The sequence below is a fragment of the Agrobacterium sp. V1 genome, assembly GCF_030518355.1.
In the GTDB taxonomy this organism is placed as follows: Bacteria; Pseudomonadota; Alphaproteobacteria; order Rhizobiales; family Rhizobiaceae; genus Agrobacterium; species Agrobacterium cucumeris.
The window spans coordinates 2,102,378-2,128,099 of record NZ_JAULSF010000001.1 but is presented as its reverse complement, the minus strand read 5'-3'; the positions used below and the strand labels follow the sequence as shown (position 1 = coordinate 2,128,099).

The window sequence follows — 25,722 nt, the reverse complement described above, 5'->3', positions numbered from 1 at the left end:
CTTTCATGCCTGCCAGACTGCGCCGGTTTTCCTGACCCCTTTGGTTCAGGAAGCCGGCGATTTTTTTCGTTCGGCGACGGCAATGCCGGCCAGCGCCATGACGAGTGCCATGATCTGGTAGGTGTGCAGGGTTTCGCTGAGGACGACAACGGACAGCAATGTCCCGAAGACGGGCACGAGGTTGATGAAGAGGCCGGCGCGGTTGGCGCCGATCTGCTCTACGCCCTTGATGTATAGGATCTGTGCGATGAGTGACGCAAAAATGGCGGCATAGACCACCAGAACCCAGCCCTTCTGATCCGGCCAGATGACGCTGTCGCGCGACATTTCCCAGAAGACCAGCGGCACCGAGGTGATGAGGGCGAAAAAGGCGGGAATGGCCATCAGCGTGCGCCAGTCGACGGCCGGTTTCCAGCGCAGGATGACGGTGTAGATGGCATAGACCAGCACGGCGAGCAGCATGACGGCGTCGCCGACATTCATTTCCAGCTGCAGCAGCGATACCGGGTCGCCATGCGAGGCGAGCAGCGCCACGCCTGATATGGTGAGACAGAAGCCGACGATCTGGCCGAACAGCACGCGGGTGCGGAACAGGATGAAGTTCAGGACGAAGATGACCATGGGAATGCCGGCCTGAATGACGGCGGCATTGATGGCAGAGGTATGCTGCAGGGCCGTGTAGAGAAACACGTTGAAGGCGGTATAACCGACGCTGCCGAGCACGAAGAAATAGGGCAGGCGCTTTTTCACCACCGACCAGTCCTTGATCAGCTGCGGCACGGAAATGGCGAAGATGATGGCGACGGCGAAGACCCAGCGCAGGGAGGTGAAGGCCATGGGGCTGATGTGGCCGACGGCCAGCTTGCCGGCAACGGTGTTGCCGCCCCAGCAGAGCGTGGCGATGATGAGGGCGATATAGGCTTTGGAGGGCACGCTGATGTTTCGCTTCTTCACGGGGCGGGAAAACGGCTGAGGGTGAATGGCGGTCTTGCGCCCGCGTCTTGCCCCCACGGGGCGAGATAATGCGAGAAATCCACGCCTTGTCACGGAAAAAGCAAAATTCTCCATAAGAAACAGGGTCGCTTTCCGTAAAACAACACAGTATACATTCGCGGGTTTGGGTTTCCCATCGGGTTATCGGGCGCGCAAGCGCCATGAGCAGGAAAGCAAGAAATGACGAATGTTGTGGTGGTCGGCTCGCAATGGGGCGACGAAGGCAAAGGCAAGATTGTCGACTGGCTGTCCGAGCGGGCAGATGTCGTCGTGCGGTATCAGGGCGGCCATAATGCCGGCCATACGCTTGTCATCGATGGCATCAGCTACAAGCTTTCGCTTCTGCCGTCCGGCGTCGTGCGTCCCGGCAAGCTTGCGGTCATCGGCAATGGCGTCGTGGTCGATCCGCATGCGCTGATCGCCGAAATCGGCCGTCTGGAAGCGCAGGGCGTCAAGGTTACGCCGGAAAACCTGCGTATCGCCGACAATGCCACGCTTATTCTTTCGCTGCACCGCGAGCTGGACGGCATGCGCGAAGACGCCGCCTCCAACAGCGGCACCAAGATCGGCACCACCCGTCGCGGCATCGGCCCGGCTTACGAAGACAAGGTTGGCCGCCGCGCCATCCGCGTCATGGATCTGGCCGACATGGAGGCGCTTTCCGCCAAGGTTGACCGTATCCTCACGCATCATAATGCTCTTCGTCGTGGTTTCGGCGCGGCCGAAGTCTCGCATGAGACGATCATGGAAGAGCTGGGCTCGATTGCCGAGCGCATCCTGCCGTTCAGCGAAACCGTCTGGCTGCTGCTCGACAAGAAGCGTCGCGCCGGTGCGCGCATCCTGTTTGAAGGCGCTCAGGGCTCGCTGCTCGATATCGACCACGGCACCTATCCTTACGTGACCTCTTCCAACACGGTTGCCGGCCAGGCCGCTGCCGGTTCGGGCATGGGTCCGGGTTCGCTGGGTTATATTCTCGGCATCACCAAGGCTTACACCACCCGCGTTGGCGAAGGTCCGTTCCCGACCGAGCTGAATGACGAGATCGGCCAGTTCCTGGGCGAAAAGGGTCATGAATTCGGCACCGTTACCGGCCGCAAACGCCGCTGCGGCTGGTTTGACGCCGCACTGGTGCGCCAGTCGGTCGCCACCAACGGTATTACCGGCATCGCACTCACCAAGCTTGATGTGCTTGATGGTCTCGACGAGCTGAAAATCTGCGTCGGCTACAAGCTTGACGGGCAGGAAATCGACCATCTTCCGGCCAGCCAGGGCGCGCAGGCGCGCGTCGAGCCGATCTACATCACGCTGGAAGGCTGGAAGGAATCTACCGTCGGTGCCCGAAAATGGGCGGATTTGCCTGCTCAGGCAATCAAATATGTCCGTCAGGTCGAGGAATTGATCGGGGCGCCTGTCGCACTTCTGTCGACAAGTCCGGAGCGTGACGACACCATACTTGTGACTGATCCGTTTGAGGATTAATGTCCTCGGCGATCTAGATTCATAAACCATATCGGGCCGGTACGTCGCCGGTCACGACGAGAAAGTGCTTATGGCGGATTTTGTAGCAGTCATTCGCAAGGCCGTGGATGGCTTGGCGAACAATACTCCCGAAAACCGGGCGAAGGTTTACGACAAGGCGCGCAGTGCGGTTGTGCGCCAACTCGAGAATATGAAGCCACGTCCGCCGGAAGAATTGTTGCGCCGGCAGATCGCCAAGCTGGACGCCGCCATTGCCGAGGTGGACAGTGAATATGCGGAGGCGCTTCCGGCGCTGGAGGAGGATGACGCATTCTCTTCCACCGCCGAAGAGGCCTCAGCACCTTACCATCAGCACGATATCGACGAGGATCGCGCGGCCCATACCGCCGAGCCTGTCGAGGCGGAAGAACCCGCCTCGACCGAAGTAATACAGCCTGAGCCGGCTTATGAAGAACCCGCCGTCGAGGAAGAGCCGCGCCACGAGACGCCGGTTTCCGCCGCCGCCGAGCAGGATGAGCAGGTTTATGAGGAACAGCGCGAAGAAGAGCGCGAGCCGGAAGAGCTCTATGAAGCGCCCGCTCCGGTAACGCCCGCCGTTGCCGATGACACGCACGGAACCTATTTCACCCGTGCGGAGGAAGAGCCGGCCTATCGTTCGGCTGACGAGCACGACCGCGAATTCGAGACCGCGCCGCGTGAAGAAGACACGTCCGTTCCCGCCCATTGGGCAAAGCCTGTGGATGAGGACGACTGGCGCAAGCTGGAAGAAGCGCAGGCCGACGATGTGCGCCCCGCTGATGACTATGCCGACGTGCGTGCCGAGACGGACGAGCGCCCGCTGGTCGCCGGTTATGCCGCGCAGCATTATCAGGACCCGGCGGTGAATTTCGAGCCGGAAAAGCGCGAGGCGGATGACCGCTTCGGCCATGCGGCGGTTGATCACGATCCGGTCTTCGGCCGGCAGGATGAATTTTCCGAACCGCGCCCGACGGACGATACGACCCCGAAAAAGTCTGCCGTTGTTGAGGATTTCTCGTCCTACTTCCAGGACACCGAGATTGCCATTCCGGCCAAGGACGCGCCGGCTCTGCCGCGCGCCGACAATGATCCCTTCGGTGATCAGACACCGGCCAAGGACAACAAGGAACGCACCCCCTGGGACGATCTGGATGAGCTGATCGGTTATGACGGCGCGTCGTCTTCCAGCCGGGCAACTGCAGACGATACGCCCGCCGTGGGCGCAGGTGCCGCGACGCCCGCTTACATGGTCAAGAAGAAGCCGCGCCGCAACTATGCGTCGCTGGTGCTTGCCCTTGTTGGTGCCGGGCTTCTGGCAGGTGGCGGTTATGCGCTGTGGATGAACCGCGATGCCCTGAACGACATGGTCGGCGGGCTGGTGCAATCGGCACAGAATGGTGGCCAGACCCAGACGCCTCCGGCGACTACTCCGACAGGTGAGGCGCAGACATCGACGCCGCCTGCAACCCAACAGCCGCCCGCCACCGGGCAGCAGCCGGCAAACCACCAGACGCCGACGCATGGCGACGATGGGTCCGTGACCGGCACGAAGTTCACCCAGCGGCTTCTGGCTGACGGGACCGAGCGTGACGAGGGACCGGCGCCGGGTGCAAACGGCCAGCCGGTTACGGCAGAAGGCCAGTCGGTTTACGAACAGAACGTTGCGCCGCCGCCTGCGGGTGAGGCTCCGGCCAACACTGCGGGCGCGCCTGCGGGTACCCCCGCTGGCACGCCGCCGGCACAGCAGCCTGCTGCTGCCGCCACCGGCGATCGCATGTTCCTTTACGAGGAAGTGCTCGGCCAGACGGTTCCGACAGCCATTCAGGGCAGCGTTTCCTGGTCGCTGCAGCAGGAAAATGACGCGGAAGGCAAGCCATCTCCGACCGTTCAGGGCCAGATCACGGTTCCCGGCCGTGGCTTGAGTGCGCTTATTACCTTCAAGCGCAACACCGATCCATCGCTGCCGGCCAGCCACCTGATCGAGATCGTCTTCTCGGTTTCGCCAGGCTTTGAAGGCGGGGCGATTGACAGCGTCCAGCGTATCGCGATGAAGAGCACCGAGCAGGATCGCGGCAATGCCCTGATCGCGGTTCCGGCCAAGATCACCGACGATTTCCACATGATCGCGCTCAACGACTTTCCGGATGCGATGAAGACCAATCTGGAGCTGCTGAAAAGCCGCAACTGGATCGATATTCCGGTCTCCTATCGCAACGGTCGCCGCGCGCTGCTGACCCTGCAAAAGGGCAATGACGGCATCGCCGCCTTTGACAAGGCGCTCAGCGAATGGGCGGCGGCGGTACCTGCTGCCGGCGGTCAGTAAGGATTGAAAGGGCGGCTCGGGTCGCCCTTTTCGTTATATGGCTACGGCGGTCTTTGCGTTTGTCGGGTGATGGGTGGGTTAGTTGGTGCTGGTGGTGTGGCTCCCCCCCCTCTGCCCTGCCGGGCATCTCCCCCACAAGGGGGGAGATCGATATGCCGCGAGGTCTCGACCAACTCAACGGTCGAGGATAAAGCGGCGGTAGCGCGTCTTGCCGATCTCCCTCCTTGTGGGGGAGATGCCCGGCAGGGCAGAGGGGGGTAAGCGGCATCCCCCGAAGCATGGATATTTTTCCTGCCGGTTTTCCTCCAGCGCAATCGCCGGTCTCGGATGGCAGGCCATTTCCAGTCGTCAGCCTTTTACCAACAAAAATCCCCGGCCGAGGGCCGAGGATGATCCATGGCACGGACGCAAAACCGCTCCGCACTTTTGCTGGATATGCTTTACGCATCCACCACGCGCAATGCGCGCGCAGCTTCCAGCGCTTCCTTCTGCACCGCTTCCTGCACCTTCTCGAAGGCGCGAACCTCGATCTGGCGGACGCGTTCGCGGCTGATGTCGAACTCGGAGGAGAGTTCCTCCAGCGTCACCGGGTCTTCGGCAAGGCGGCGGGCCTCGAAGATGCGGCGCTCACGGTCGTTCAGCACGCCCATGGCCTTGGCCAGCATGCGGCGGCGGGTTTCCAGTTCGTCCTGCTCGATCAGCACGGCTTCCTGGCTTTCATGGTCATCCACCAGCCAGTCCTGCCATTGGCCGGACTCGCCCTCGGAGGCCTTGATCGGCGCATTCAGCGATGCGTCGCCATGCAGGCGACGGTTCATCGAGATGACTTCTTCTTCCGACACCTGCAGCTTGGTGGCGATTTCCTTGACGTGTTCCGGCTTCAGATCGCCATCGTCAATCGCCTGGATACGGCCCTTCAGCCGGCGCAGGTTGAAGAACAGGCGCTTCTGGTTGGCGGTCGTGCCCATCTTCACCAGCGACCACGAACGCAGGATGTATTCCTGGATCGAGGCCTTGATCCACCACATGGCATAGGTGGCCAGACGGAAACCGCGTTCCGGATCGAACTTCTTCACCGCCTGCATCAGGCCGACATTGCCTTCGGACACGACTTCGCCGATCGGCAGGCCGTAACCGCGATAACCCATGGCAATCTTGGCAACGAGACGCAGATGGCTGGTGACGAGCTTATGGGCGGCGTCGCGGTCGCCATGCTCGGCGTAACGCTTGCCAAGCATGTACTCTTCCTGCGGCTCCAGCATCGGAAATTTACGGATGTCGTCGAGATATCTATTGAGACCGGCTTCACCGGCCGTAATCGTAGGCAAACTATTGCGGGCCATAAAGCACCCCCTTATCTATGGTCTGGAACGGCACCCTCTCTGGCGTGGCAAAATCACCCGCCCGAGGCATGCCGTAAGCTGCGGGTCGTTACCGACCCCGCACGAACCCATGTGACAGATATGTATGCGCCCGCCGTGTTTCAAGCGAACGCTGTGTTCACACATGCGTTATGTTCCGGCGGGACTGTCTCTGACCCGTTTAACTTTCGAACGATAGATTCGTTCCGAAAAACCGCCAAGGCCGGAGCGTACCATCAGCTCATATATTACCCGCCGCCGCATGGGATTGTGCAGGCGCATGACTTTGGAACCGAGGAACTGCGTCTCGACATGGCCAAGCGCCTGCAGATCGGGGTCGGTGGCAATTGCGCCCGCATAAGTCGCGTGAAATTCCCGGCGGCAGACATAGGTTTTATATTTTGTCATGCCGAAGCAGACGAGGCTATGGCCATGGGTGCGCAGGAAATCGGCGACACCCACCGTTACCTCCGGCCAGGCCGGATTGAAGGTATCGTCGAAAACGATGATGCCGTGCGGGGCGATCACCTCCATCGCCAGTTTCGCATCCGCCAGCACGTGATGCAGGTGGTGGCCGCCATCGATGCTGAAGAAGCGCGCCGGGCCGATGCGTGAGGTGATCTCGGTGGGTGCCAGCCGGGTGCTGTCGCCCCTGATGATCAAGTCCTCATCCATGGCAAAACCCAGCCGGCGGCCGTTTTCCATCAGCCGCTCATATTGATCGAGGCTGCCATCTTCGGGCGGATCAAGATCGAACAGATCGACGCCCAGCACCTTTTCCTGTGTCTGGGCGAATTTGCGCAGCAGGAAATAGGAACGGCCATAATAGACACCGATTTCCGCCATGCCGCCCTTGAGATCATCCCGCGTTTGCGCCTGCAGTAAAGCCTTGAAGACAAGCGCATCGGGTGGGTCGATATAACCTTCTATGCTGCGTAGATCCTGAAATATGAACCGGCGGTCTTCGATATTCATGCGCGATAGATCCCGTCATCATGCCGGTTCCGTTGAGGCTTTAGCATCGAACGGACGGCGTTGCCTGCGGCGTCGGTTATTCGGCAAGCCCGGCGTGCGGCCACGATGTTTACCGGGGACGATTGCAAGCTTTGCGGGGGCCGAGGAGGTGCGACGATTGAAGCGAAATTGGGGCGGTCTACAAAAAGGACCGACTGCGGAATATCGCTATCCGCTAATCTTTTTTTATTATCCGGGACTTCCGGCGAGATATATGGCGCGGTTTTTTTGACCGCGCCATACCAGTTTTCAGCTGCGCAGGGCTTCAAGCAGCTCTTGCATATCGTCAGGCATGTCGGTTTCGAACTCCATCACCTCGCCGGTGCGGGGGTGTTCGAAGGCCAGCAGATAGGCATGCAGCGCCTGCCGCGGAAAGCGGTTGACGGTGCTTCTGGCCGGTTCTTCCAAAAGGTTCGCCTTGGTGCGGAAGGACGCGCCATATTCGGGGTCGCCGATCAGCGGATGACCGATATGGGCCATGTGCACGCGGATCTGGTGGGTGCGCCCGGTTTCCAGGCGGCACTCCACCATGGAGGCGAGGCAGGAGGCATCAGGCCGTTCGTGGAAGCGTTCCATTACCTCGTAATGGGTGATCGCTTCGCGGGCGTCATCGGTATCTTCACGTTTGACGGTACGTTTGGTGCGATCGGCGCCGCGGCCAAGGGCAGCGTCGATGGTGCCGCGCAGGGTGCGCGGGCGGCCCCAGACGACGGCCTTATAGGCCCGCTCCAGCGGCCCGGTGCGACCGTGATCGGCAAATTGCGCGGCAAGATGACGGTGGGCATTATCGTTTTTCGCCACGACCATGACGCCGGAGGTTTCCTTGTCCAGCCGGTGCACGATGCCGGGGCGCTTGACGCCGCCAATGCCGGAAAGGCTGTCGCCGCAATGGTGAATGAGGGCGTTGACCAGCGTCCCCGTCCAGTTTCCGGCACCCGGATGTACGACGAGACCGGCGGGCTTGATGAGCACGATAAGGTCTTCGTCCTCATATTCCACGTCGAGCGGAATATCCTCGCCCTGCGGCACGGGGTCTTCCGGCTCCGGCATGACGATTTCGATGCGATCGCCCGGATGCACCTTCTTTTTCGGCTCGGTGACGGGCTTTCCGTTGAGAAGAACCGCGCCCTGTTCGATCAGCGCCTTCAGGCGGCTGCGTGACAGATCGCCGCCAACTTCGCCCACCAGCCACACATCGAGGCGACCTTCGGCATCTTCCCCGGCAATCAGGACTTTCCTTGCGTCTCCGCCTTGTTTAAAGGGGTCGTTCATTGTTATTTTTCCGATCCATCAGCATTTCAGGGAACCCGATGACGCAGATCGAGCCAGACGAACAGGAAGACAAGCCGCTTGATCCGGCCGTGGAAAAAGTTCGCCGCAAGATGATCCGTTTGCAGATCGTGTCGGGCTCCGTGATGTTTATCAGCCTTATGGCCGTCTTCGGTGCGGTTGTCTACAAGGCGATGGGGCCGTCGAAAACCGTTCAGACGCAGAGTGCTGCGCCAAATCTTGCCGTTCCCACCGGTAACGGCCCGCTGGCCGTCACCGCCAGTCTGCCGCAGGGCTTTGTGATCGACAATGTCAGCTATTCCGGCGGCGACATGCTGTTTTACGGTCGGCTTGCCAATGGCACCCGCAAGGCGCTGGTCTTCAACGTCGCGGCCGGCCGTTTTCTGGCCGATGTGACTGTTGATGCCCAGTGAGGGCGACGAGGCTGTGCTGCTGGATGGGCGGGCGCTGATCCCGGTCGAAGACCCGGCCGATCCACGCATCGCCGCCTTTCGCGATATTCGCGAGCGCGACCTGACCGGGCGTCAGGGGCGCTTCATCGCCGAAGGCACGGTGGTGCTGCGCATGCTGGCCGCCGCCCACAAAGCGGGTGGCGCCTTTGCGGCGGAGAGCATTCTTATCCTCAAAAACCGGCTTGCCGGCGTTGCCGATATTCTTGCCGATTTCCCTGATGATATTCCCGTCTATGTGGCCGAAGCGCCGGTGCTTGACGGTATCGTCGGTTTCCACCTGCATCGCGGCATTCTGGCGCTCGGCCGCCGGGTGGAGCGTGATGGGCTGGAGGACATGACGGCCGCACTTCCCGCCGTCTCGCTGGTGCTGGTAGGCTGCGGCATTTCCAATCACGATAATCTCGGCGCGATGTTCCGCAACGCGGCGGCGTTTTATGCCGATGCGGTGCTGCTGGACGAGACGTGCTGCGATCCGCTTTATCGCAAGGCGCTCAGGGTCTCCGTCGGTTCGGTACTGTCGGTGCCCTATCATCGCGGCGGCGGCGCGGTGGCGATGCTGGAACGGCTGTCCGAGGCCGGTTTTGCGATCTGGAGCCTTTCGCCAAACGGCGAGACCGAAATCCGCGACATTCCCCGCTCCGAGCGCATGGCGCTGGTGATCGGCACGGAGGGCGAGGGGTTGCCGCAATCGGTGCTGTCGCGGTTTCATACCGCGCGGATTGCGCAATCGCCGCAGCTGGATAGCCTGAATGCGGGCACGGCTTCGGGGCTGGCGCTTTATCAGATGGCGGGGGTTATGGGGCGGGTGTGATCGGGCGGCATCAATATGTGCCGGGAGGCTTACAGTTAACTCTGTGTATGCCGCTTCACCCCCCCTCTGCCCTGCCGGGCATCTCCCCCACAAGGAGGGAGATCGATACGCGGCGAGGTTTCGACCATCTCAACGTTTGTGAATTCGGCGATCTCGACATTTAAGAATGAAGTGGCTGTAGTGCGTCTTGCCGATCTCCCTCCTTGTGGGGGAGATGCCCGGCAGGGCAGAGGGGGGTAAAGCGGCAAACTCTGCCCTCACCCTTCCCGCTTCCCCATCAACGCCCCCGCCCGCGTCGCAAGGCTCTCCCGCGCAGACGCAGCGGAAGCCTTGGCCAGCAACCCCGGAATAGGCGATTTCTCACCTTCCTGCGCCGCCGTCAGCGCAATCATCCTTGCGGCGATCCTTGCGATTTCGCGGCGGATCGGTTCGTCATTGCCGGTGCCGCGCACATTCAGCAGGCGCTCGGTGAGCGCCGTGCCCTGATTGCGGATATCTTCGATTTCCTGCTCCAGACCTTCCGGCGAGGGTGTCGTCGGCTCAGCCGCGGGGAGGATTGCGGCCTCATCTGTGGCCACCGCCTGTGCCGCCTGCTCCGTAACGACGGGTGCCGTTTGGAGCGCAGCGGCTGGGGCAGGGGGTGCCGGTTGCAGCTGGCTCGCCGGTGTCTCGGCCGGCACGGCGGGGTTCGGCAGGCGAATGATCATGTCGTTGCTGCGGCCGCCGGTTGCCGCAAGCTGTTCCTTGAGGCGGGCGACTTCCTGATTGCGCAGCGTCAGCATCGTATCGAGATCGGCATTTTTCGCCATCACGGCAGCGATCTGGTCTTCCAGTCGGGTGACCTTGCGGCTTTCGCGCGCAACCGCCGTCATGGCTTCCTTGTTGCGGGCCGCCACATCCTGCAATTCGCGGGTGGCGGTCTCGCCTTCCTTGCGGAAGCGCGTGGCGCTCTGTTTTGCCTGCTCGGCCTCCAGATCGCGGGTGGCGGCGGTGATTTTCGAATCGTCCAGTTCGCGTGTCAGATTGGTGAGACGGGCGGTGAGATCAGACATCTGGGCGGCGCGCTCGTTGGCGGCCTGTTCCTGTTGCGTGAGGCTCGCGGTAATCGCACCGGCACGTTCCTCGCTGGTATCGAGGGCGGCGCGCAATTCGCCGATCTCCAGCGTCAACTCCTCGATTTTCAGCGAAAAGCTGCGGTTCTGTTCGCCCAGCCGATAGGCATCGCTGGAGGCTGCCTCGTTGGCGAGGCGCAGCGAGGTGTTTTTTTCCCGCTCGGTATCCAGTTCCTGGCGGACCTTGGCATTTTCGGCGGCGTAAAGCGCACGCGCCATATCCTTCTGGGCACGGACTTCCTGCGGGCTGATGGGCATGGTCGCGCGCAGGCGGTTTTCCGTATAGGCGACGATGCGGCGGTGGATCGCGGGTGCAATCAACAGGGCCAGCAGGGTTGCGGTGAGAAAACCCAATCCGAAAAGAATGGCATATTCGATCACGCGGGACAGTCTCCGAAACTCAGATACGCGCGCATTCGGAAAGAGGAGCGCGAAAGCACGTTACGCTATTATTGCAACCGTGGGGAGGGGTCTCCCGGCAATTGCACAGGCGGTGTCGGCGCCACTTGTTTCTTCTCCCCGAGGGGGAGAAGTCCGCGGCAGCGGGATGAGGGGGTGAGGGTGGAAGGATTCGGCGACGTTGCCCCCTCATCCGACCCTTCGGGCCACCTTCTCCCCGGCGGGGAGAAGAAATCCGTCGCACCGTCTCGTCCTATCAACCCGTCTTATCAGAAGGGGTTCCAGGTCGGCTGCTGGGTGAGCTTCAGGTAACCGACATTGATGCCGAGGCGCGCGCCGATGCCGGTGCGGATGGGGGCGAGCGTCACGTCGCTGCTTTTCAGATAGGTCATGCCGACGCCGGCGACGATGAAGGCGGAACCGCTGACGCCGCCATAACGGCGGTAAAGCGCATCGACGGAGGGAAGATTATAGACCAGCATCATGGCGCGGGTACCCTGACCGCCATAATCCAGCCCGAGCGACGGGCCCTGCCAGAAAACCGGGTGCTGGCCGGCATTCTTGGTATAAAGCGTGCCCTCGCCATAGGTGAGGCCGGCAACGAAGGCGCCGGAGCCTTCCTGGCCAAGAATGTAACCGTTCGGAAGTCCGTATTGCTGGAAGGCGCGCTCCACCACCTTGGCAAGGCCGCCGGTGGTTTCACCGAAGAATCCGTGGCCTGCATCCACGACTTCCTGGATGGAATATTGATCGCTGGTCTGGGCAAAGGCCGGTGCGACCCACATCAAGAGGCTCGCAAGGAGCGCGAAAATCTTTCCCAGTCCGAGGCGTGCAATGGTGCGGGTTTTCGTAAGGCGCATCGTCATGTCCGTCCGTCTGTTTCGTTAACGCATCAGCCCGAAAAACCGAATCGATTTTCGCAAGGGCCGATGCGTAGAGTCAAAGTTCTACAGCATCTGTCGTGCGTCCTAACGGATACACGGGGCTCCAATGTGGCCTGTTAAGGCATTTGGCATTTTGAAACCATCCTATTAACAATCGGTTTACCAAATATGGTGTCATTATGGCTTAACAATTTCCACACCGTCCGCGCCTCCCTTGCGCAGGAGAGAATTTTATGACGAGCAAACTCAATATCACGCTGTCCGGTCCCGATCTGGCGGCTCTTCTGTGCAGTCGCGTGTGCCATGATGTGATTTCTCCGGTCGGTGCCATCAATAACGGCCTCGAATTGCTGGACGAGGGCGGCACGGATGACGATGCGCTCGATCTCATCCGCACGTCCGCCCTTAACGCATCCGTGCGGCTGAAGTTCGCCCGGCTCGCTTTCGGCGCCTCCGGTTCCGCCGGTGCTTCCATCGATACCGGCGAGGCCGAAAAGGCAGCGCAGGATTTCGCCGCGGCTGAAAAGAAGGCTGAAGTCAGCTGGAATGGTCCGCGCGCCATCGTTCCGAAAAATCGTGTCAAACTTCTGCTCAACCTCTTCCTTGTCGCTTATGGCGCAATCCCGCGCGGCGGCAATGTGGATGTGCTGCTGGAAAGCCCCGATGGCGACGCCAAGTTCGAAATCACCGTCAAGGGTCGGATGATGCGCGTTCCCGCCAAGTTCGTGGAGATTTACGAAGGACGGCTGGAAGAGGCGGTCGACGCCCATTCCGTGCAGCCCTATTACACGCTGCTTCTGGCGGAAGAGGCCAATATGGCGGTGGAATACAAGGTGCATGAAGATCGCATCGTCTTTACCGCAAAGACGATCGCGGAGTGACCGCTTTGCGGACGTGATTTTGCGAAAGGGCCGGGACTGCGTCTGCCGACGCGCCGGCCTTTTTTCGTTTTGGGGAGCACGTTCATGGTTCGTCTGACAACAGCCCGTCTCATCCTTCGGCCACAGGCCATCGGGGATGAAGCGCTTTACCGCGCTTTCTGGCAGGCGGATGTTCCACCGATCGAGGGGCTTACCTCGATTGCGCCGCTGGATGCGGAACTCGCCTTTGCCCGCCTTTTGCGCTTCATCGGCCATTGGTCCGTTTATGGGTTTGGTCCCTTTGTGGTGGAAGAGCGCGCCACGGGACGCATCGTCGGCGAAGTGGGCTTTGCCCATATGCGCCGTGGACATGGCGCTGATTTCGACACGGTTCCCGAGGCAATGTGGAAGATCGATGCCGCACTGAACGGCAAGGGTGTCGCGACCGAGGCCGTGGAAGCCGTGACCGGCTGGTTCGACGGCAGCGGAATTTCGCAACGGACCGTCTGCATGATCGATCCGCTGAACAGCCCTTCACTGGCCATCGCTGCCCGATTCGGCTTTCGGCCATTCCGCGAAACGACGTTCCGCAAATCCCCGATCCGGCTTTTCGAACGTGTGACTGAGGTTTAGACGATTGCGTGAAGGTGCTGCCTTGATCGTGTTTCAGTCCGTCCTGAAACCCGTTTGAGGTCTCGGGCGGCGGCGGTTTGAGCCAAGGGGTTGCTGCATATCAACTCCTGGAGCATCTCATGCGCAATTTCCTTCTGGCGACAATTGTCATCTTCTCCCTTGCTCCCGCCGCGATGGCGGAAAGCACTATCGGTTTCAGGCAGATCAAATTGCCTGATGATGCAGGTGCAAGAGCGCTCAATGTCTCATTATGGTATCCGGCCATTCCATCGGAAAAAACGGAGATCGTGGGTGAAAACGCTGCCTTTTACGGCCTTCAGGTTCAACCGGGCGCTTCCATTCCGCCCGGTTTCCGCCCTCTCGTTCTGCTCTCGCACGGGTTTGGCGGAAGCTGGCGCAATCTGAACTGGCTTGCCGGCGAACTTGCGCAGGACGGTTATGTCGTGGCCGCGCCGGATCATCAGGGCGAATCATTTACCGAAGAAAATGCAGCCGAGGTCATCCCTTTATGGGAACGACCACGCGATATCGGCAGAACGCTGACGGCAGTTCTTGATGATGGTCGGCTGGCCGGCGAGATCGACAGGACGCGCATCGCCGTCATCGGCCATTCCCTTGGCGGCTGGACCGCGATGGAACTGGTGGGAGGCCGCTACAGTGCCGAACTCGCCTTGAAGGACTGCAATGCGGGGAAAGCGCCACCGCAATGCAAGGCGCCGCGGCTGCTGGCCAAGGTCGGCATCGTCGGCGGTGGCAAGGCCGATCCGCGCCTTTCGATGGATTTGCGGGATATCCGCATCCGCGCGGCCGTTGCGCTCGATCTCGGCCCGGCCGCCGGGTTTCTGCCGGAAACGCTTGAGGGAGTGGACGTGCCGGTTCTGGTTCTGGCTGCCGGTGTGGAAACGCCACAGATCGCCGCGATCAGGGCCGATTCCGATTATATCGCCCGGCATCTGCCAGAAACCACGACGGTCTATCGGGAGATACCGGATGCCAGCCACTTCAGCTTCATGCAGCTGTGCAAGCCCAATGGCGAAAAAATCGTCGAAGAGATGTCGCCGGGCGAAGGTTTCGTCTGCCGGGATGGCGGCGGCAGGGGCCGGGCTGAAATCCACGCACAAATCGCGGAGATAATCGGCGGCTTTCTCAAAGAGAAACTGCATTAGGAGGACTGTCCGCCCGATAGTTGGGGGAACGCCTCGCGGAAACCTTTCGGCTCTCCGCAGCGCCCCGATCCTTCAAGCGGCGTTGAGCGGGTAATATCGAAAAACGAGATCTTCCGGGTCGCTGCGCGGTGCGGATGGGTCGGGAGAACCACCGATTCGCCTGGCGACGGCTGCGGATTTGCTGTTTTGCGGCGATACGTAGCTCACCAGTGTTGGCAGCCTCAGGGTTTCGAAGGCCCAGCCGCGCAGCTTTATGGCGGCTTCGGCGGCATAGCCTTTGCCCTCGTGCCCGTCATAAAGCAGCCAGCCCAGTTCCTTTTCGGGAAATAGCGGGCCGTGATTGATGCCGACCTGGCCGATGCATTCCCCCGTTTCATCAAGCTCGATCATCAGCGCGCCGTGGCCGAAGAAGTGCCAGTTGGCCAGATCGTGACAGAACACACCCCATGTCGACGGCAGGTCGTAGGGGCCGCCGACGCCGAGGGAGCGTGGTGACGCCATGAAGGCCAGATAAGCGGGAAAATCCGCCATGGTCTGCGGGCGCAATGTCAGGCGTTGGGTTTTTAGGGTCGGGATAGGGTGGTTCATGGCATTGGTCCTTTTTGGGAGTGCCAATATGCGCTTTCTGTTGCGTCTGAATGAAGCGGGCGTGTTTCGGCTTTGACGCACAACAAAAAACCCGCTGTCGCCAGCGGGTCTTTTAAAACTGTCCTGTTCTTATAAGAGATCAGGCGGTTTCGAGGAATTCCGTGGCGCCGTCAGGCTCGCGCAGAACATAGCCGCGGCCCCAGACGGTTTCGATGTAGTTTGCGCCGCCTGCGGCATTTGCCAGCTTCTTGCGCAGCTTGCAGATGAAGACGTCGATGATCTTCAGTTCCGGCTCGTCCATGCCGCCATAAAGGTGGTTCAGGAACATTTCCTTGGTCAGCGTCGTGCCCTTGCGCAGCGAAAGCAGCTCGAGCATCTGATATTCCTTGCCGGTCAGGTGAACGCGCTGGCCACCCACTTCAACCGTCTTGGCATCGAGATTGACGATCAGCTCGCCGGTGGAAATGACCGACTGCGCATGGCCCTTGGAACGGCGGACGATGGCGTGAATGCGGGCAACAAGCTCGTCCTTGTGGAACGGCTTTGTCATGTAATCGTCGGCGCCGAAGCCGAGGCCGCGCACCTTGTCCTCGATGCCGGCCATGCCGGAGAGGATGAGGATCGGCGTCTTGACCTTGGAAAGGCGCAAGGTTCTCAACACTTCATAACCCGACATGTCAGGCAGGTTGAGGTCGAGAAGAATAATGTCGTAATCGTAGAGCTTGCCAAGGTCCACGCCTTCCTCGCCGAGGTCGGTCGTGTAGACGTTAAAGCTTTCCGACTTGAGCATCAGTTCAATGCTCTGCGCTGTCGCGCTGTCGTCTTCAATCAGTAGAACCCGCATAATTATCCCCTTTGCCGCCCGCGAACCGGTAAAACATTGCCTCGCGCGATGCGGATCCAGACGTTGCCTGATTTGCAGGCTGCCACCAAATGGTTAACAAATTCTAATTGCCTTTGGCAAGGTGTATCGAATTTATTAAGCAAAGAAGGCATTTCTCTGTTTTTGCACGTGAATCCACCATCGCCAAAATTGAAGCTTAACGTGAGGATTTCCCGCTAAGTGATTCAATCGACTCTCACATCGTCTGGCCCATTTTTTGGACCTGGCATTTACCGACCCTTAAATGATCGTGTTTATCATTAACGATGCCCGTAAACGAAAGGTTAACGACGGTGGTTTTTTATTAACGTCGGGTAACTTTTAAGAATCATTCCGGCACAGGAGTTAACCTTTGCGGAGTGACGGGCGGGTTAAACGGGCCGATCAGAGTGGCATAGTGCCTTTTTGATCCGGGTCTCGCTATCCATGGAGTATTGCGTATGAAGTCGCGTGACAGCCTGGTTCGCCTGAAGGAATTTCAGGTCAATGAAAAACGCCGGCAGCTTAACCAGCTGCAGCAGATGATGTCCGAATTCGAGCGGATGGCAAAGGAACTGGTGCATCAGATCTCGCTGGAAGAGAGCAAGTCGGGCATTACCGATCCGACACATTTTGCCTATCCGACCTTTGCCAAGGCCGCGCGCCAGCGGGCGGATAATCTTCAGGTCTCGATCCGGGAACTGAAGGCCCAGCAGGAAGCCGCCGAAGCTTCGCTGGAAGAAGTGCAGGCCGAATATGAAAAGGCCGCTGCCCTCGAAAACCGCGACGGAGCAATCCGCGCCCGCGCCTGACATCAGGCGTATAATCGGACGAATGATCGTCCTCATTGACGGCTGCCGGTGGATCAGGAGGCGGCTTTCAATGACGGGATGACATGCATTTTTTTAAAAGGCCGCCCTTTGAGGGCGGCCTTTTGTTTTGGCGGGTACCCCGTGTCTTTCCGCGGGACGGTGTCGCTGGATTTTTATTGTCCGGGTATGGGGAAAGGCGTAATTTAAGGGGGTTCCGACCGTGAGCCGGAGGCTTTGCGTGCGCGCCTCAAGCGGGCGCGGACGGCTATGGCAGGGAGGGAAAAATGGCCCGCCAATATATTGATTGCCGCGAATTCCCCAGTGACAGCAAATGCACGATCGCCATCTCCGCCGATTCTCCGGAGGAGTTGATGGAGGCAGCGGTGCACCATGCCGTGGCTGTGCATGGGGCCAAGGATACGCCTGAATTCCGCGAGGAAGTCCGCCACAGCATGCATGCGGGAACGCCGCCGCTGAAGGTGGCGTGACGGGAAGCCCGACACGTATTATGAATGACGCAATATTTGGAATGGCTGTGAAGGATCGGGTGTAGGCCGCTTGTTTCTTCTCCCCGCCGGGGAGAAGTCCGCGGCAGCGGGATGAGGGGGCAAGCTCTCAGTTTATCGCTAGCGTTGCCCCCTCATCCGACCCTTCGGGCCACCTTCTCCCCCTCGGGGAGAAGAAATATGCCGCGACGTTTGCGAATATTCTGCCCTTTTACAGAATTAAGTGCCCTTACCCCTGGATAACATCCGCCCATTCTTTATGGCGCAGCGTCTGGGCCTTGAAAAACGGGCAGAGCGGAATGATTTTCCAGCCGCCCTTGCGGGCCTCGTCAATCGCGTGGGCTGCGAGCGCCTGGCCGACGCCTTGGCCGCGCAGCGCATCGGGCACGCCGGTATGATCGATGATGATAAGGGTAGGGGAGGTGCGCGAATAGGTCATCTCGGCCTTGTGGCCATCGACGGTTGCCGAATATTCGCCGTGCGATCCGGTTTCGGTTGTCTTGATATCCATGATGTGCGCCTCCTTGCTGTTCGTATTGGCCACTGTAACGGCTTGCGCCTGAATTGAAACAGCGGGAAAGCGAACGCAGCGGACACAAACCGGCGACAATCATTTTACCGTAAGACTGGCATGCTGTGCGGGGAAATCCGAAATCAAACCAAATGCTCCGTCGAAAGTCCGACGGAGCATTTTGATAATTCGGTCTGGGCGCGTTGCCGCGCCAGCGCAATATCAGTGGCGATATTGCTGAATGCGCGTGGTGCGCAGGCCGGCAAGGCCATGATCGGAGATCGAGGACTGCCAGGACAGGAATTCTTCAACGGTAAGCGTATAACGCTCGCAGGCTTCCTCGAGGCTCAACAGTCCTCCGCGTACCGCTGCAACCACCTCCGCCTTTCTGCGAATAACCCAGCGTCGGGTATTGGCAGGCGGAAGATCCGCGATCGTCAGAGGGCTGCCATCGGGGCCGATGACATATTTAACTCGTGGGCGTATCATTTCGGTCATTGGACACTCTATACAAACTCAAGACCATATGACGGGAACTTTAGCCCCGTACCTTTAAAAATTGCCTAAGCAGGTCGTGACAATTTATTAAGAATTTGAACGGTTTCGCCTGATTTGTTCGAGTCGCCTTATTTTGCCGGGAAAAAATTTTTCCAAAAATCGCAATTTTTCTCACTCGCCGGTTGTTTCCATCAAAGCGCCGCAAGCGAAAGGCACGTTTTCCCGCTGCCCTGGGCAAATTCCGCCGTTCCCTCATGCTGCAGCCGCAATCGGTCGCCGGCATTGAGCGGAAGGATGGATGTGGCCGACTGCTGGGTGCCGGTGACGGAGGCGTTGCCGGCGATGCTGAAGCTGGTCGCCGCACCGTTCACGAACAGCGTTACCCGGTGGCCGGAGGAAGACGCGACGGCAAGCGCCAATACCGCCAGATAGCTGCCTTTTGCTGGAACGACGAGTTCACGCCCGCCGCCATTGACGGCATCGCCAAGCGCAAAGCCGCCCTCGGCGATGAACAGCAGGGAGAAGCCCGCCGCAGAGCCGCTGGCGGGCTTGGTTGTGCCCGCCGGCAGGCCGGCGACGACGAGCGGACGATTGGGCATCGAGACCCGGCCGTCGCTGCTGCACAGGAGTGCCGTGTGCCAGGAGGTTCCGTCCGCACTGGTCTTGATTGAAAACCCGTCATGACCGGCAAGCCCCATCTCCGCCCGGCCGCTCCAGCCGGACTGGAACAGCAGCGAGGCGGTATCGGCCTTGCCCGCCTTGTTGACCGTCAGCTGATGGCTGCCGTCTTCCGGCGTATGGGTGAAGAGGCTGGCGGGGGAGGCGAGCGCCAGACGGTTGGCCGTGTCGGCCTCCGTGCCGATGCCCAGCCTTTCCATCCGGCCGGCGGCGGGCAGCGGAACGTCGCGCCAGACGCCGTCGCGCAGGATGCGGTATTTGTCCTCACTGGCAAACCAGGCCGTCCAGCCGGGCTGCGGTGTGATCGACAGCCACGCGCCATCCTGCCGGAAGGCGAGCCTTCCGCCTTTGCCGACCCAGTCGCCTGTCGCATCCGCGGAGAGGAGGAAGCAGTCTCCTTCCGCCGCATTTTCGGGCGGTGTGGGGACCGTGGCCTTGATGGTGAGCTGCACAACCGCATCCAGCCTTTGCAGGGCTTCGTTGTGGGTGACGTGCTTCTGTGCCTGTGAGGGCAGGATATAGGGAAGGTGAAGTCTCGCCGTCTGGTCCGTCATGGTGTCTCTTTCGCGCTCGGGTATCGTTTGCGAGAGAGTTTGATGCGGTTGGGCGGGGTGGGGATGCGTGGGGATGGGATTATTTTTTGTTGGTGTTGGTGGGTGGAATTTACCCCCCTCTGCCCTGCCGGGCATCTCCCCCACAAGGAGGGAGATCAGCAAGAAGCGCTACTTCCGCCTCATTCTCAAATGTCGAGATGGCCGAAGCTTTGCCTCGAGTCGATCTCCCCCCTTGAGGGGGAGATGCCCGGCAGGGCAGAGGGGGGTGAAGCCGCATACGCCAAAGCGAACAAACCCCTCGGATCACCGAAGGGAGCCGTCCGCCCTATCCCGCGATCTCCACCGCCATTGCGCCTTCAGCAATAAAATCCGGATTGGCCAGCGCATCCTCGCCATCACCCCTCACCGCATAGGCAAGCAGCCGGCCTTCGCAATCGAGCGTTCGTCCGCCGGCAGCGCGCAGCACGGCGTCGCCGGCGGCTGTGTCCCACATCATGGTGCGGCTGAAGCGGGGGTAGATATCGGCGGCACCTTCGGCCAACAGGCAGAATTTCAGCGAGGAGCCGACGGAAATGCAGTCTTTCAGCCCGTGTTCGGCCACGAAGGCTTCCGTCTTCGCCGTGCAATGCGAGCGGCTGATCAGCGCCACGGGCGCTGCGCCACGCTGGCGTGCACGGATGGGGTGGCGCGACAGGATCGCTCCCTCGCCGGAAATGGCGAGCTTTTCCGCCTTGTTGCCTTCACCCGTCCATGCCTGCCCGCGGCAGGGGGCATAAACCACGCCGGCAACCGGAGCGCCGTTGCGGATAAGCGCGATGTTGACGGTGAAGTCGTCCTTGCCGGAGATAAATTCCTTGGTTCCGTCAAGCGGATCGACCAGGAAGAACTCCGTACCGGTCTCCGGCAGGATGCCGTTTGAGACAGCCTCTTCGGCGATCACGGGAATGTCTGGAAAATGCGCGGCCAGCGCCGCAAGAATGATCGTTTCGGCGCGTTGATCGGCCTCGGTCACCGGCGAGCAGTCATCCTTGTAAGACACGTGCGGGCCGGCGCGATGGACCGCCATGATTGCCTGCCCGGCGTCTAGCGCCGCTTTCGTCAATATGTCGATCATCTCTTTGCCGTTGCCATCCCGTGCCGGGATCTTTCGATCCTCAATGTCGCTACTCCTTTGCCCGTCGCCCGTCAAATAATGGCGGTAGACAAGACTAAAATAAGCATTCCGGCATCATTTTTTCAGCACTTCCTGCCAAAATCATGGCTCTTTTGACCGGGAAAAGGGCAGTCCATGTGGAAATTCCAAATTTTGTGCAGGATCGCCCGTTTTTGACTTCACATTTTTAACGAACACGATATGCATTTTGGGAGTGGGGATACTCGCAGGGGTTCCCCCAATAATTAACATAACGAGGCGTGGCCCATTTGAGGCCATACCCGGGGGAAAGACATGGAGTATTTTATCCAGCAGCTCATCAACGGGCTGACTCTTGGATCGATCTATGGCCTCATCGCTATCGGCTATACGATGGTTTATGGCATTATCGGCATGATCAACTTTGCCCATGGCGATATTTTCATGCTTGGCGGCTTTGCCGCGCTGATCGTTTTTTTGATTGCAACATCATTTTTCGCCGGCATTCCGGTGGCGCTTCTTCTGCTTCTGATGATGATCGTCGCCATGCTGATGACCGGCCTGTGGAACTGGGTGATCGAGCGCGTCGCCTACCGGCCTCTGCGCGGCTCATTCCGTCTCGCACCGCTGATCACCGCCATCGGCATGTCGATCGCGCTGTCCAACTTCATCCAGGTCACCCAGGGTCCGCGCAACAAGCCGATCCCGTCAATGGTGACGGAAAGCTATCATTTCGGCGCCATCACCGTATCGCTTAAGCAGCTGATCATCATGGTCGTTACTTCGGTGCTGCTGTTCGCCTTCTGGTACATCGTCAACAAGACCCCGCTCGGCCGGGCGCAGCGCGCCACCGAACAGGACCGCAAGATGGCCGCCCTGCTCGGCGTTGATGTCGACAGGACGATCTCCATCACCTTCATCATGGGCGCGGCGCTGGCTGCCGTCGCCGGTACGATGTATCTGATGTATTATGGCGTGGCTTCGTTCAGTGACGGTTTCGTTCCCGGCGTCAAGGCCTTCACCGCGGCCGTTCTCGGCGGTATCGGTTCGCTGCCAGGCGCCGTTCTCGGCGGCCTGTTGATCGGCCTCATCGAATCGCTGTGGTCGGCCTATTTCTCCATCGCCTATAAGGATGTCGCGGCATTCGGCATCCTGGCTTTCGTGCTGATCTTCAAGCCGACCGGTATTCTCGGTCGTCCGGAAGTCGAGAAGGTGTGATCCCATGACCAATATCGCTTCCGAAAATGCCGCTTCCAGCCCGAGCCTGATGGCAACGGCGGTGAAGGAGGGGCTGATTGCCGGCGTCGTCTCGTTCGGCATGTTCATTCTCTATATCGGCATCATCACCTATCAGGATATCAACAACCAGCTGATCTGGGGCACCCGCTGGGGGTTGCTGGCGATCTTCGTCGCCGTCGCCGCCGTTGGCCGTTTCCTTGTGGTCGGCTTCTTCAAGCCGTCGATGGATCGCCGCAGGCTTGCCAAGGCAAAAACCGGCATTCTGGAAATCTCCGAGAACAAGGGCTTTTTCCATAAGCACTTCCTCAAGCTGGCGCTGGTTCTGCTGCTGCTTTACCCCGTTATCGCCGTGCAATTGTTCGGTTTTCAGGGTTCGCTGAAGTTCGTGGACAATTTCGGCATCCAGATCCTTATCTATGTGATGCTGGCCTGGGGTCTCAACATCGTGGTCGGGCTGGCCGGCCTGCTCGATCTCGGCTACGTGGCCTTTTATGCGGTCGGTGCTTATTCCTATGCGCTGCTGTCCAGCCAGTTCGGCCTGTCCTTCTGGGTGCTTCTGCCGCTTGCCGGCATTCTTGCCGGCTTCTGGGGCATCATCCTCGGTTTCCCGGTCCTGAGACTTCGCGGCGACTATCTGGCGATCGTCACGCTCGCCTTTGGTGAAATCATCCGTCTCGTCTTGCTGAACTGGACAGATGTGACGAGGGGTACATTCGGTATTTCCGGCATCGCCAAGGCTTCCGTCTTCGGCATCTGGTCCTTCGATGTCGGTGCGCCGAACAACTTCGCCAAGGCGTTTGGCCTGTCGATGTCATCGGCCTATTACAAGATCTTCCTGTTCTATGTGATCCTGCTTCTGTGCATGCTGACGGCCTACGTCACGATCAAGCTGCGCCGCATGCCGATCGGCCGTGCCTGGGAAGCGTTGCGTGAGGACGAAATCGCCTGCCGTTCGCTTGGCATCGATACCGTCATCACCAAGCTCACCGCCTTTGCGACGGGCGCGATGTTCGGCGGTTTTGCCGGTTCGTTCTTCGCCGCGCGTCAGGGTTTCGTGTCGCCGGAAAGCTTCGTCTTCCTCGAATCCGCCGTCATCCTCGCCATCGTCGTGCTTGGCGGCATGGGCTCGCTGACCGGTATTGCCATTGCGGCCCTCGTCATGGTCGGCGGCACGGAGCTTCTGCGTGAAATGGAATTCCTGAAGCACATCTTCGGGCCTGATTTCACGCCGGAACTCTATCGTATGCTGCTGTTCGGCCTCGCCATGGTCATCGTCATGCTGTTCAAGCCGCGCGGCTTCGTCGGCTCGCGTGAACCCACGGCCTTCCTCAAGGAGCGCAAGGCCGTGTCCGGCAGCTTTACTAAGGAAGGTCACGGTTGATGGCTTCCGGAACGATGAACATGACATCCAATGCGACTGGCAATACGACTGGCGACACGATCCTCAAGGTCGAACATCTGTCGATGAAGTTCGGCGGCCTGATGGCCATCAACGACTTCTCCTTCGAGGCAAAGCGCGGTGAGATCACCGCGCTGATCGGCCCCAACGGCGCTGGAAAGACCACGGTTTTCAACTGCATCACCGGCTTCTACAAGCCGACGATGGGCATGATCACCATGCGCCAGCAAAGTGGCGAGGCGCATCTGCTGGAGCGCCTGCCGGATTTCGAAATCACCAAGAAGGCCAAGGTGGCGCGCACCTTCCAGAACATCCGACTGTTTTCGGGCCTGACGGTTCTGGAAAACCTGCTGGTGGCGCAGCACAATGCGCTGATGAAGGCCTCGGGTTACACCATTCTCGGTCTTCTTGGCCTGCCAGCCTATAAAAAGGCGGTCGCGAGCTCGATCGAAAAAGCCAAGTACTGGCTGGACAAGGCCGATCTGACCGACCGCGCCGACGACCCCGCCGGTGATCTGCCCTATGGCGCGCAGCGTCGTCTGGAAATCGCCCGTGCCATGTGCACGGGGCCGGAACTTCTGTGCCTCGATGAGCCGGCCGCCGGTCTCAACCCGAAGGAATCGCTGGCGCTCAATACGCTGCTGCGCGGCATCCGCGATGAAGGCACGTCGCTGCTCCTCATCGAGCACGACATGTCCGTGGTGATGCAGATTTCCGACCATGTGGTGGTTCTGGAATATGGCCAGAAGATTTCCGACGGCACGCCGGACCATGTGAAGAACGACCCCAAGGTCATCGCCGCCTATCTGGGTGTCGAGGATGATGAAGTGGAAGACGTGATTGCGGAAGAACTCGACGGAGGAGCGGCCTGATGTCCGGTGAACCGCTTCTGAAAGTCCAGGGTGTCGAAACCTATTATGGCAATATCCGGGCGCTCGCCGGTGTCGATGTCGAAGTCAACAAGGGTGAAATCGTCAGCCTGATCGGCGCCAATGGCGCCGGCAAGTCGACGCTGATGATGACAATCTGCGGTAGCCCGCAGGCCCGTGCCGGCCAGGTGATCTTCGACGGCGAGGACATTACCCAGCTGCCGACGCACCTCATCGCCCGCAAGCGCATTGCCCAGTCGCCCGAAGGCCGGCGGATTTTCCCGCGCATGACGGTGCTGGAAAACCTGCAGATGGGCGCCAATCTCGACAACCTGAAATATTTCAAGGAAGACGTCGAGAAGATCTTCGTGATGTTCCCGCGCCTGAAGGAACGCCAGAGCCAGCGCGGCGGCACGCTTTCCGGCGGCGAGCAGCAGATGCTCTCCATCGGCCGCGCGCTGATGGCACGGCCGAAGCTGCTTCTTCTCGATGAACCATCGCTGGGTCTCGCGCCGCTGATCGTCAAGGGCATCTTCGAGGCGATCAAGAAACTCAACCAGGAGGAAGGGCTGACCGTCTTCCTGGTGGAGCAGAACGCCTTTGCCGCGCTGAAGCTTTCCGACCGCGCTTACGTGATGGTCAACGGCAAGGTGACGATGAGCGGTTCGGGCAAGGAACTGCTGGCTGATCCGCAGGTGCGCGCCGCTTATCTGGAAGGCGGACGGCACTGAAAGATTTTACTTGCGCCGCAAATCTTGCGGCGCAAAACTGCACACGGTGTTCAGCCGAATTCTTCGGGATCAGGGCGGGACGCAAACAATAAAATGCCCACCGGCAAACGGCGGGACGACAGACAAGGCAGGGCCTGGGCATTTTCGCCCGGCACTGATGGGGAAAGAGATGCAGGGCCTTTTTTTCGAGACGGATAGCGGCGTGCGTTATGTTCTGCGCGCACTGGTTGTTCTTCTGGGTTTCTGGACGGCATGGCGCACGGGCAAATCCGTGGCCGATGGCTGGGGCGATTATACGCGTGTGGTGATCTATACGCTGGCATTGGGGCTGGTGATGCGCTTCCTGCATCACGCGCTCTTCAACGGGCCGTTCATCAACGGTTTTTATTACGTGTTTGACGTCGTTCTTCTTCTGGTCTTTTCCAGCATCGGTTTCCGCATGCGCCGGACAAGCCAGATGGTCAATAACTACTATTGGCTTTACGATCGCACGTCGGCATTTTCCTACAAGAAGAAAGATTGACAGGCGGATTTTTCCGGCTGCACAA

25 protein-coding genes and 2 pseudogenes are annotated in these 25,722 nt (G+C 59.9%); 15 read left to right on the top strand and 12 right to left on the bottom strand.

Features of this window, described 5'->3' with window-relative positions:
* Positions 1-45: 45 nt before the first annotated feature.
* Complete coding sequence (locus QSV77_RS10400; protein WP_302733925.1) at positions 46-933, bottom strand: DMT family transporter; 888 nt, start codon at positions 931-933, stop codon at positions 46-48.
* 240 nt (positions 934-1,173) lie between these two features.
* Here QSV77_RS10400 and QSV77_RS10395 point away from each other — a divergent pair, with 240 nt between their 5' ends.
* Together QSV77_RS10395 and QSV77_RS10390 are read left to right on the top strand one after the other, a co-directional pair.
* A complete protein-coding gene (locus QSV77_RS10395) occupies positions 1,174-2,472 on the top strand; it encodes an adenylosuccinate synthase (RefSeq protein ID WP_065114076.1) in 1,299 nt (432 codons plus the stop codon).
* Between the two features lie 70 nt (positions 2,473-2,542).
* The gene (locus QSV77_RS10390) at positions 2,543-4,813 is read left to right on the top strand and encodes a hypothetical protein (protein WP_302733384.1); all 2,271 of its coding nucleotides are present in this window, start codon (positions 2,543-2,545) and stop codon (positions 4,811-4,813) included.
* Positions 4,814-5,253: 440 nt separating this feature from the next.
* Here the strand turns inward: QSV77_RS10390 and rpoH are convergent, their stop codons facing one another.
* From rpoH to QSV77_RS10375, 3 genes are all read right to left on the bottom strand, one after another.
* A complete protein-coding gene (rpoH, locus tag QSV77_RS10385; protein ID WP_142840541.1) occupies positions 5,254-6,156 on the bottom strand; it encodes an RNA polymerase sigma factor RpoH in 903 nt (300 codons plus the stop codon).
* Positions 6,157-6,324: 168 nt separating this feature from the next.
* Entirely contained in the window at positions 6,325-7,149 is an 825-nt protein-coding gene (locus QSV77_RS10380) for a class I SAM-dependent methyltransferase (RefSeq protein WP_302733383.1), read from the bottom strand.
* A gap of 288 nt (positions 7,150-7,437) precedes the next feature.
* Positions 7,438-8,460: an RluA family pseudouridine synthase gene (locus QSV77_RS10375; protein ID WP_269703487.1), complete on the bottom strand. Its 1,023-nt coding sequence runs from the start codon at positions 8,458-8,460 to the stop codon at positions 7,438-7,440.
* Positions 8,461-8,498: 38 nt separating this feature from the next.
* On the opposite strand from QSV77_RS10375, the gene QSV77_RS10370 reads away from it, so the two are divergent.
* Both QSV77_RS10370 and QSV77_RS10365 read left to right on the top strand, forming a co-directional pair.
* Positions 8,499-8,891 carry a hypothetical protein gene (locus QSV77_RS10370; protein ID WP_046801500.1) on the top strand — a complete coding sequence of 131 codons (393 nt, stop codon included), beginning with the start codon at positions 8,499-8,501 and terminating at the stop codon, positions 8,889-8,891.
* Positions 8,881-9,741 (top strand): RNA methyltransferase, encoded by an 861-nt coding sequence (locus tag QSV77_RS10365; RefSeq protein WP_302733382.1) that lies wholly within the window; start codon positions 8,881-8,883, stop codon positions 9,739-9,741. The genes QSV77_RS10370 and QSV77_RS10365 overlap by 11 nt, the downstream gene beginning before the upstream one ends.
* Positions 9,742-9,998: 257 nt before the next feature.
* On the opposite strand, the gene QSV77_RS10360 is transcribed toward QSV77_RS10365, so the two are convergent.
* Both QSV77_RS10360 and QSV77_RS10355 read right to left on the bottom strand, forming a co-directional pair.
* A complete protein-coding gene (locus QSV77_RS10360; RefSeq protein ID WP_302733381.1) occupies positions 9,999-11,234 on the bottom strand; it encodes a hypothetical protein in 1,236 nt (411 codons plus the stop codon).
* Positions 11,235-11,521: 287 nt separating this feature from the next.
* A complete protein-coding gene (locus tag QSV77_RS10355; protein ID WP_052818233.1) occupies positions 11,522-12,118 on the bottom strand; it encodes a DUF1134 domain-containing protein in 597 nt (198 codons plus the stop codon).
* Between the two features lie 251 nt (positions 12,119-12,369).
* Between QSV77_RS10355 and chpT the strand changes: the two genes are divergently transcribed.
* The 3 genes from chpT (at position 12,370) to QSV77_RS10340 (ending at position 14,795) form a co-directional block, all read left to right on the top strand.
* Complete coding sequence (chpT, locus tag QSV77_RS10350) at positions 12,370-13,017, top strand: histidine phosphotransferase ChpT (protein ID WP_142840536.1); 648 nt, start codon at positions 12,370-12,372, stop codon at positions 13,015-13,017.
* 84 nt (positions 13,018-13,101) lie between these two features.
* Positions 13,102-13,629, top strand: coding sequence for a GNAT family N-acetyltransferase (locus QSV77_RS10345; protein ID WP_269703497.1), 528 nt, complete (start codon positions 13,102-13,104; stop codon positions 13,627-13,629).
* 119 nt (positions 13,630-13,748) lie between these two features.
* Positions 13,749-14,795: an alpha/beta fold hydrolase gene (locus tag QSV77_RS10340; RefSeq protein ID WP_302733378.1), complete on the top strand. Its 1,047-nt coding sequence runs from the start codon at positions 13,749-13,751 to the stop codon at positions 14,793-14,795.
* A gap of 72 nt (positions 14,796-14,867) precedes the next feature.
* Here QSV77_RS10340 and QSV77_RS10335 read toward each other — a convergent pair whose 3' ends face one another.
* Positions 14,868-15,383, bottom strand: coding sequence for a GNAT family N-acetyltransferase (locus tag QSV77_RS10335; protein ID WP_065114066.1), 516 nt, complete (start codon positions 15,381-15,383; stop codon positions 14,868-14,870).
* 139 nt (positions 15,384-15,522) lie between these two features.
* On the bottom strand, positions 15,523-16,227 hold the full coding sequence (gene ctrA / locus QSV77_RS10330) for a response regulator transcription factor CtrA (protein ID WP_003491823.1): 705 nt from the start codon (positions 16,225-16,227) through the stop codon (positions 15,523-15,525).
* 479 nt (positions 16,228-16,706) lie between these two features.
* On the opposite strand from ctrA, the gene QSV77_RS10325 reads away from it, so the two are divergent.
* Positions 16,707-17,057, top strand: coding sequence for a flagellar export protein FliJ (locus QSV77_RS10325; RefSeq protein ID WP_003491821.1), 351 nt, complete (start codon positions 16,707-16,709; stop codon positions 17,055-17,057).
* Between the two features lie 284 nt (positions 17,058-17,341).
* A complete protein-coding gene (locus QSV77_RS10320; protein WP_142840532.1) occupies positions 17,342-17,545 on the top strand; it encodes a DUF1059 domain-containing protein in 204 nt (67 codons plus the stop codon).
* Positions 17,546-17,792: 247 nt separating this feature from the next.
* Here QSV77_RS10320 and QSV77_RS10315 read toward each other — a convergent pair whose 3' ends face one another.
* The 4 genes from QSV77_RS10315 to cysQ form a co-directional block, all read right to left on the bottom strand.
* A complete protein-coding gene (locus QSV77_RS10315) occupies positions 17,793-18,074 on the bottom strand; it encodes a GNAT family N-acetyltransferase (RefSeq protein WP_302733373.1) in 282 nt (93 codons plus the stop codon).
* A gap of 222 nt (positions 18,075-18,296) precedes the next feature.
* Positions 18,297-18,572: a DUF1153 domain-containing protein gene (locus QSV77_RS10310; protein WP_004430042.1), complete on the bottom strand. Its 276-nt coding sequence runs from the start codon at positions 18,570-18,572 to the stop codon at positions 18,297-18,299.
* A gap of 191 nt (positions 18,573-18,763) precedes the next feature.
* Positions 18,764-19,804 (bottom strand): DUF2793 domain-containing protein, encoded by a 1,041-nt coding sequence (locus QSV77_RS10305; RefSeq protein WP_302733372.1) that lies wholly within the window; start codon positions 19,802-19,804, stop codon positions 18,764-18,766.
* Positions 19,805-20,129: 325 nt separating this feature from the next.
* Positions 20,130-20,918, bottom strand: a complete 789-nt coding sequence (gene cysQ, locus QSV77_RS10300; protein WP_302733371.1) for a 3'(2'),5'-bisphosphate nucleotidase CysQ — start codon at positions 20,916-20,918, stop codon at positions 20,130-20,132.
* A 333-nt stretch (positions 20,919-21,251) separates the two neighbouring features.
* Here cysQ and QSV77_RS10295 point away from each other — a divergent pair, with 333 nt between their 5' ends.
* The 6 genes and pseudogenes from QSV77_RS10295 (at position 21,252) to QSV77_RS10275 (ending at position 25,697) form a co-directional block, all read left to right on the top strand.
* A complete protein-coding gene (locus QSV77_RS10295) occupies positions 21,252-22,154 on the top strand; it encodes a branched-chain amino acid ABC transporter permease (RefSeq protein WP_271362338.1) in 903 nt (300 codons plus the stop codon).
* Positions 22,155-22,158: 4 nt separating this feature from the next.
* Positions 22,159-23,556 (top strand): high-affinity branched-chain amino acid ABC transporter permease LivM, encoded by a 1,398-nt coding sequence (gene livM / locus QSV77_RS10290; protein ID WP_271362337.1) that lies wholly within the window; start codon positions 22,159-22,161, stop codon positions 23,554-23,556.
* Complete coding sequence (locus tag QSV77_RS10285) at positions 23,556-24,446, top strand: ABC transporter ATP-binding protein (protein ID WP_142840526.1); 891 nt, start codon at positions 23,556-23,558, stop codon at positions 24,444-24,446. The genes livM and QSV77_RS10285 overlap by 1 nt, the downstream gene beginning before the upstream one ends.
* Positions 24,447-24,495: 49 nt before the next feature.
* A pseudogene (locus QSV77_RS25835) lies at positions 24,496-24,543 on the top strand (hypothetical protein); the annotation flags it as partial.
* Positions 24,524-25,174: pseudogene (locus QSV77_RS10280) on the top strand (ABC transporter ATP-binding protein); the annotation flags it as partial. The pseudogenes QSV77_RS25835 and QSV77_RS10280, both read left to right, overlap by 20 nt.
* A 169-nt stretch (positions 25,175-25,343) precedes the next feature.
* Positions 25,344-25,697, top strand: coding sequence for a DUF6867 family protein (locus tag QSV77_RS10275; protein ID WP_142840524.1), 354 nt, complete (start codon positions 25,344-25,346; stop codon positions 25,695-25,697).
* Positions 25,698-25,722: the final 25 nt, after the last annotated feature.

What these genes read in the sequence shown, in the direction of transcription:
- QSV77_RS10380 (WP_302733383.1), bottom strand. Translation starts at nt 7,149, where the DNA reads ATGAATATCGAAGACCGCCGGTTCATATTTCAGGATCTACGCAGCATA.
- QSV77_RS10285 (WP_142840526.1), top strand. Translation starts at nt 23,556, where the DNA reads ATGGCTTCCGGAACGATGAACATGACATCCAATGCGACTGGCAATACG.
- QSV77_RS10335 (WP_065114066.1), bottom strand. Translation starts at nt 15,383, where the DNA reads ATGAACCACCCTATCCCGACCCTAAAAACCCAACGCCTGACATTGCGC.
- QSV77_RS10345 (WP_269703497.1), top strand. Translation starts at nt 13,102, where the DNA reads ATGGTTCGTCTGACAACAGCCCGTCTCATCCTTCGGCCACAGGCCATC.
- ctrA (WP_003491823.1), bottom strand. Translation starts at nt 16,227, where the DNA reads ATGCGGGTTCTACTGATTGAAGACGACAGCGCGACAGCGCAGAGCATT.
- QSV77_RS10375 (WP_269703487.1), bottom strand. Translation starts at nt 8,460, where the DNA reads ATGAACGACCCCTTTAAACAAGGCGGAGACGCAAGGAAAGTCCTGATT.
- QSV77_RS10295 (WP_271362338.1), top strand. Translation starts at nt 21,252, where the DNA reads ATGGAGTATTTTATCCAGCAGCTCATCAACGGGCTGACTCTTGGATCG.
- QSV77_RS10370 (WP_046801500.1), top strand. Translation starts at nt 8,499, where the DNA reads ATGACGCAGATCGAGCCAGACGAACAGGAAGACAAGCCGCTTGATCCG.
- QSV77_RS10315 (WP_302733373.1), bottom strand. Translation starts at nt 18,074, where the DNA reads ATGGATATCAAGACAACCGAAACCGGATCGCACGGCGAATATTCGGCA.
- cysQ (WP_302733371.1), bottom strand. Translation starts at nt 20,918, where the DNA reads ATGATCGACATATTGACGAAAGCGGCGCTAGACGCCGGGCAGGCAATC.
- livM (WP_271362337.1), top strand. Translation starts at nt 22,159, where the DNA reads ATGACCAATATCGCTTCCGAAAATGCCGCTTCCAGCCCGAGCCTGATG.
- QSV77_RS10365 (WP_302733382.1), top strand. Translation starts at nt 8,881, where the DNA reads ATGCCCAGTGAGGGCGACGAGGCTGTGCTGCTGGATGGGCGGGCGCTG.
- QSV77_RS10275 (WP_142840524.1), top strand. Translation starts at nt 25,344, where the DNA reads ATGCAGGGCCTTTTTTTCGAGACGGATAGCGGCGTGCGTTATGTTCTG.
- QSV77_RS10310 (WP_004430042.1), bottom strand. Translation starts at nt 18,572, where the DNA reads ATGACCGAAATGATACGCCCACGAGTTAAATATGTCATCGGCCCCGAT.
- QSV77_RS10395 (WP_065114076.1), top strand. Translation starts at nt 1,174, where the DNA reads ATGACGAATGTTGTGGTGGTCGGCTCGCAATGGGGCGACGAAGGCAAA.
- QSV77_RS10320 (WP_142840532.1), top strand. Translation starts at nt 17,342, where the DNA reads ATGGCCCGCCAATATATTGATTGCCGCGAATTCCCCAGTGACAGCAAA.
- QSV77_RS10325 (WP_003491821.1), top strand. Translation starts at nt 16,707, where the DNA reads ATGAAGTCGCGTGACAGCCTGGTTCGCCTGAAGGAATTTCAGGTCAAT.
- QSV77_RS10390 (WP_302733384.1), top strand. Translation starts at nt 2,543, where the DNA reads ATGGCGGATTTTGTAGCAGTCATTCGCAAGGCCGTGGATGGCTTGGCG.
- QSV77_RS10340 (WP_302733378.1), top strand. Translation starts at nt 13,749, where the DNA reads ATGCGCAATTTCCTTCTGGCGACAATTGTCATCTTCTCCCTTGCTCCC.
- QSV77_RS10305 (WP_302733372.1), bottom strand. Translation starts at nt 19,804, where the DNA reads ATGACGGACCAGACGGCGAGACTTCACCTTCCCTATATCCTGCCCTCA.
- QSV77_RS10355 (WP_052818233.1), bottom strand. Translation starts at nt 12,118, where the DNA reads ATGACGATGCGCCTTACGAAAACCCGCACCATTGCACGCCTCGGACTG.
- chpT (WP_142840536.1), top strand. Translation starts at nt 12,370, where the DNA reads ATGACGAGCAAACTCAATATCACGCTGTCCGGTCCCGATCTGGCGGCT.
- rpoH (WP_142840541.1), bottom strand. Translation starts at nt 6,156, where the DNA reads ATGGCCCGCAATAGTTTGCCTACGATTACGGCCGGTGAAGCCGGTCTC.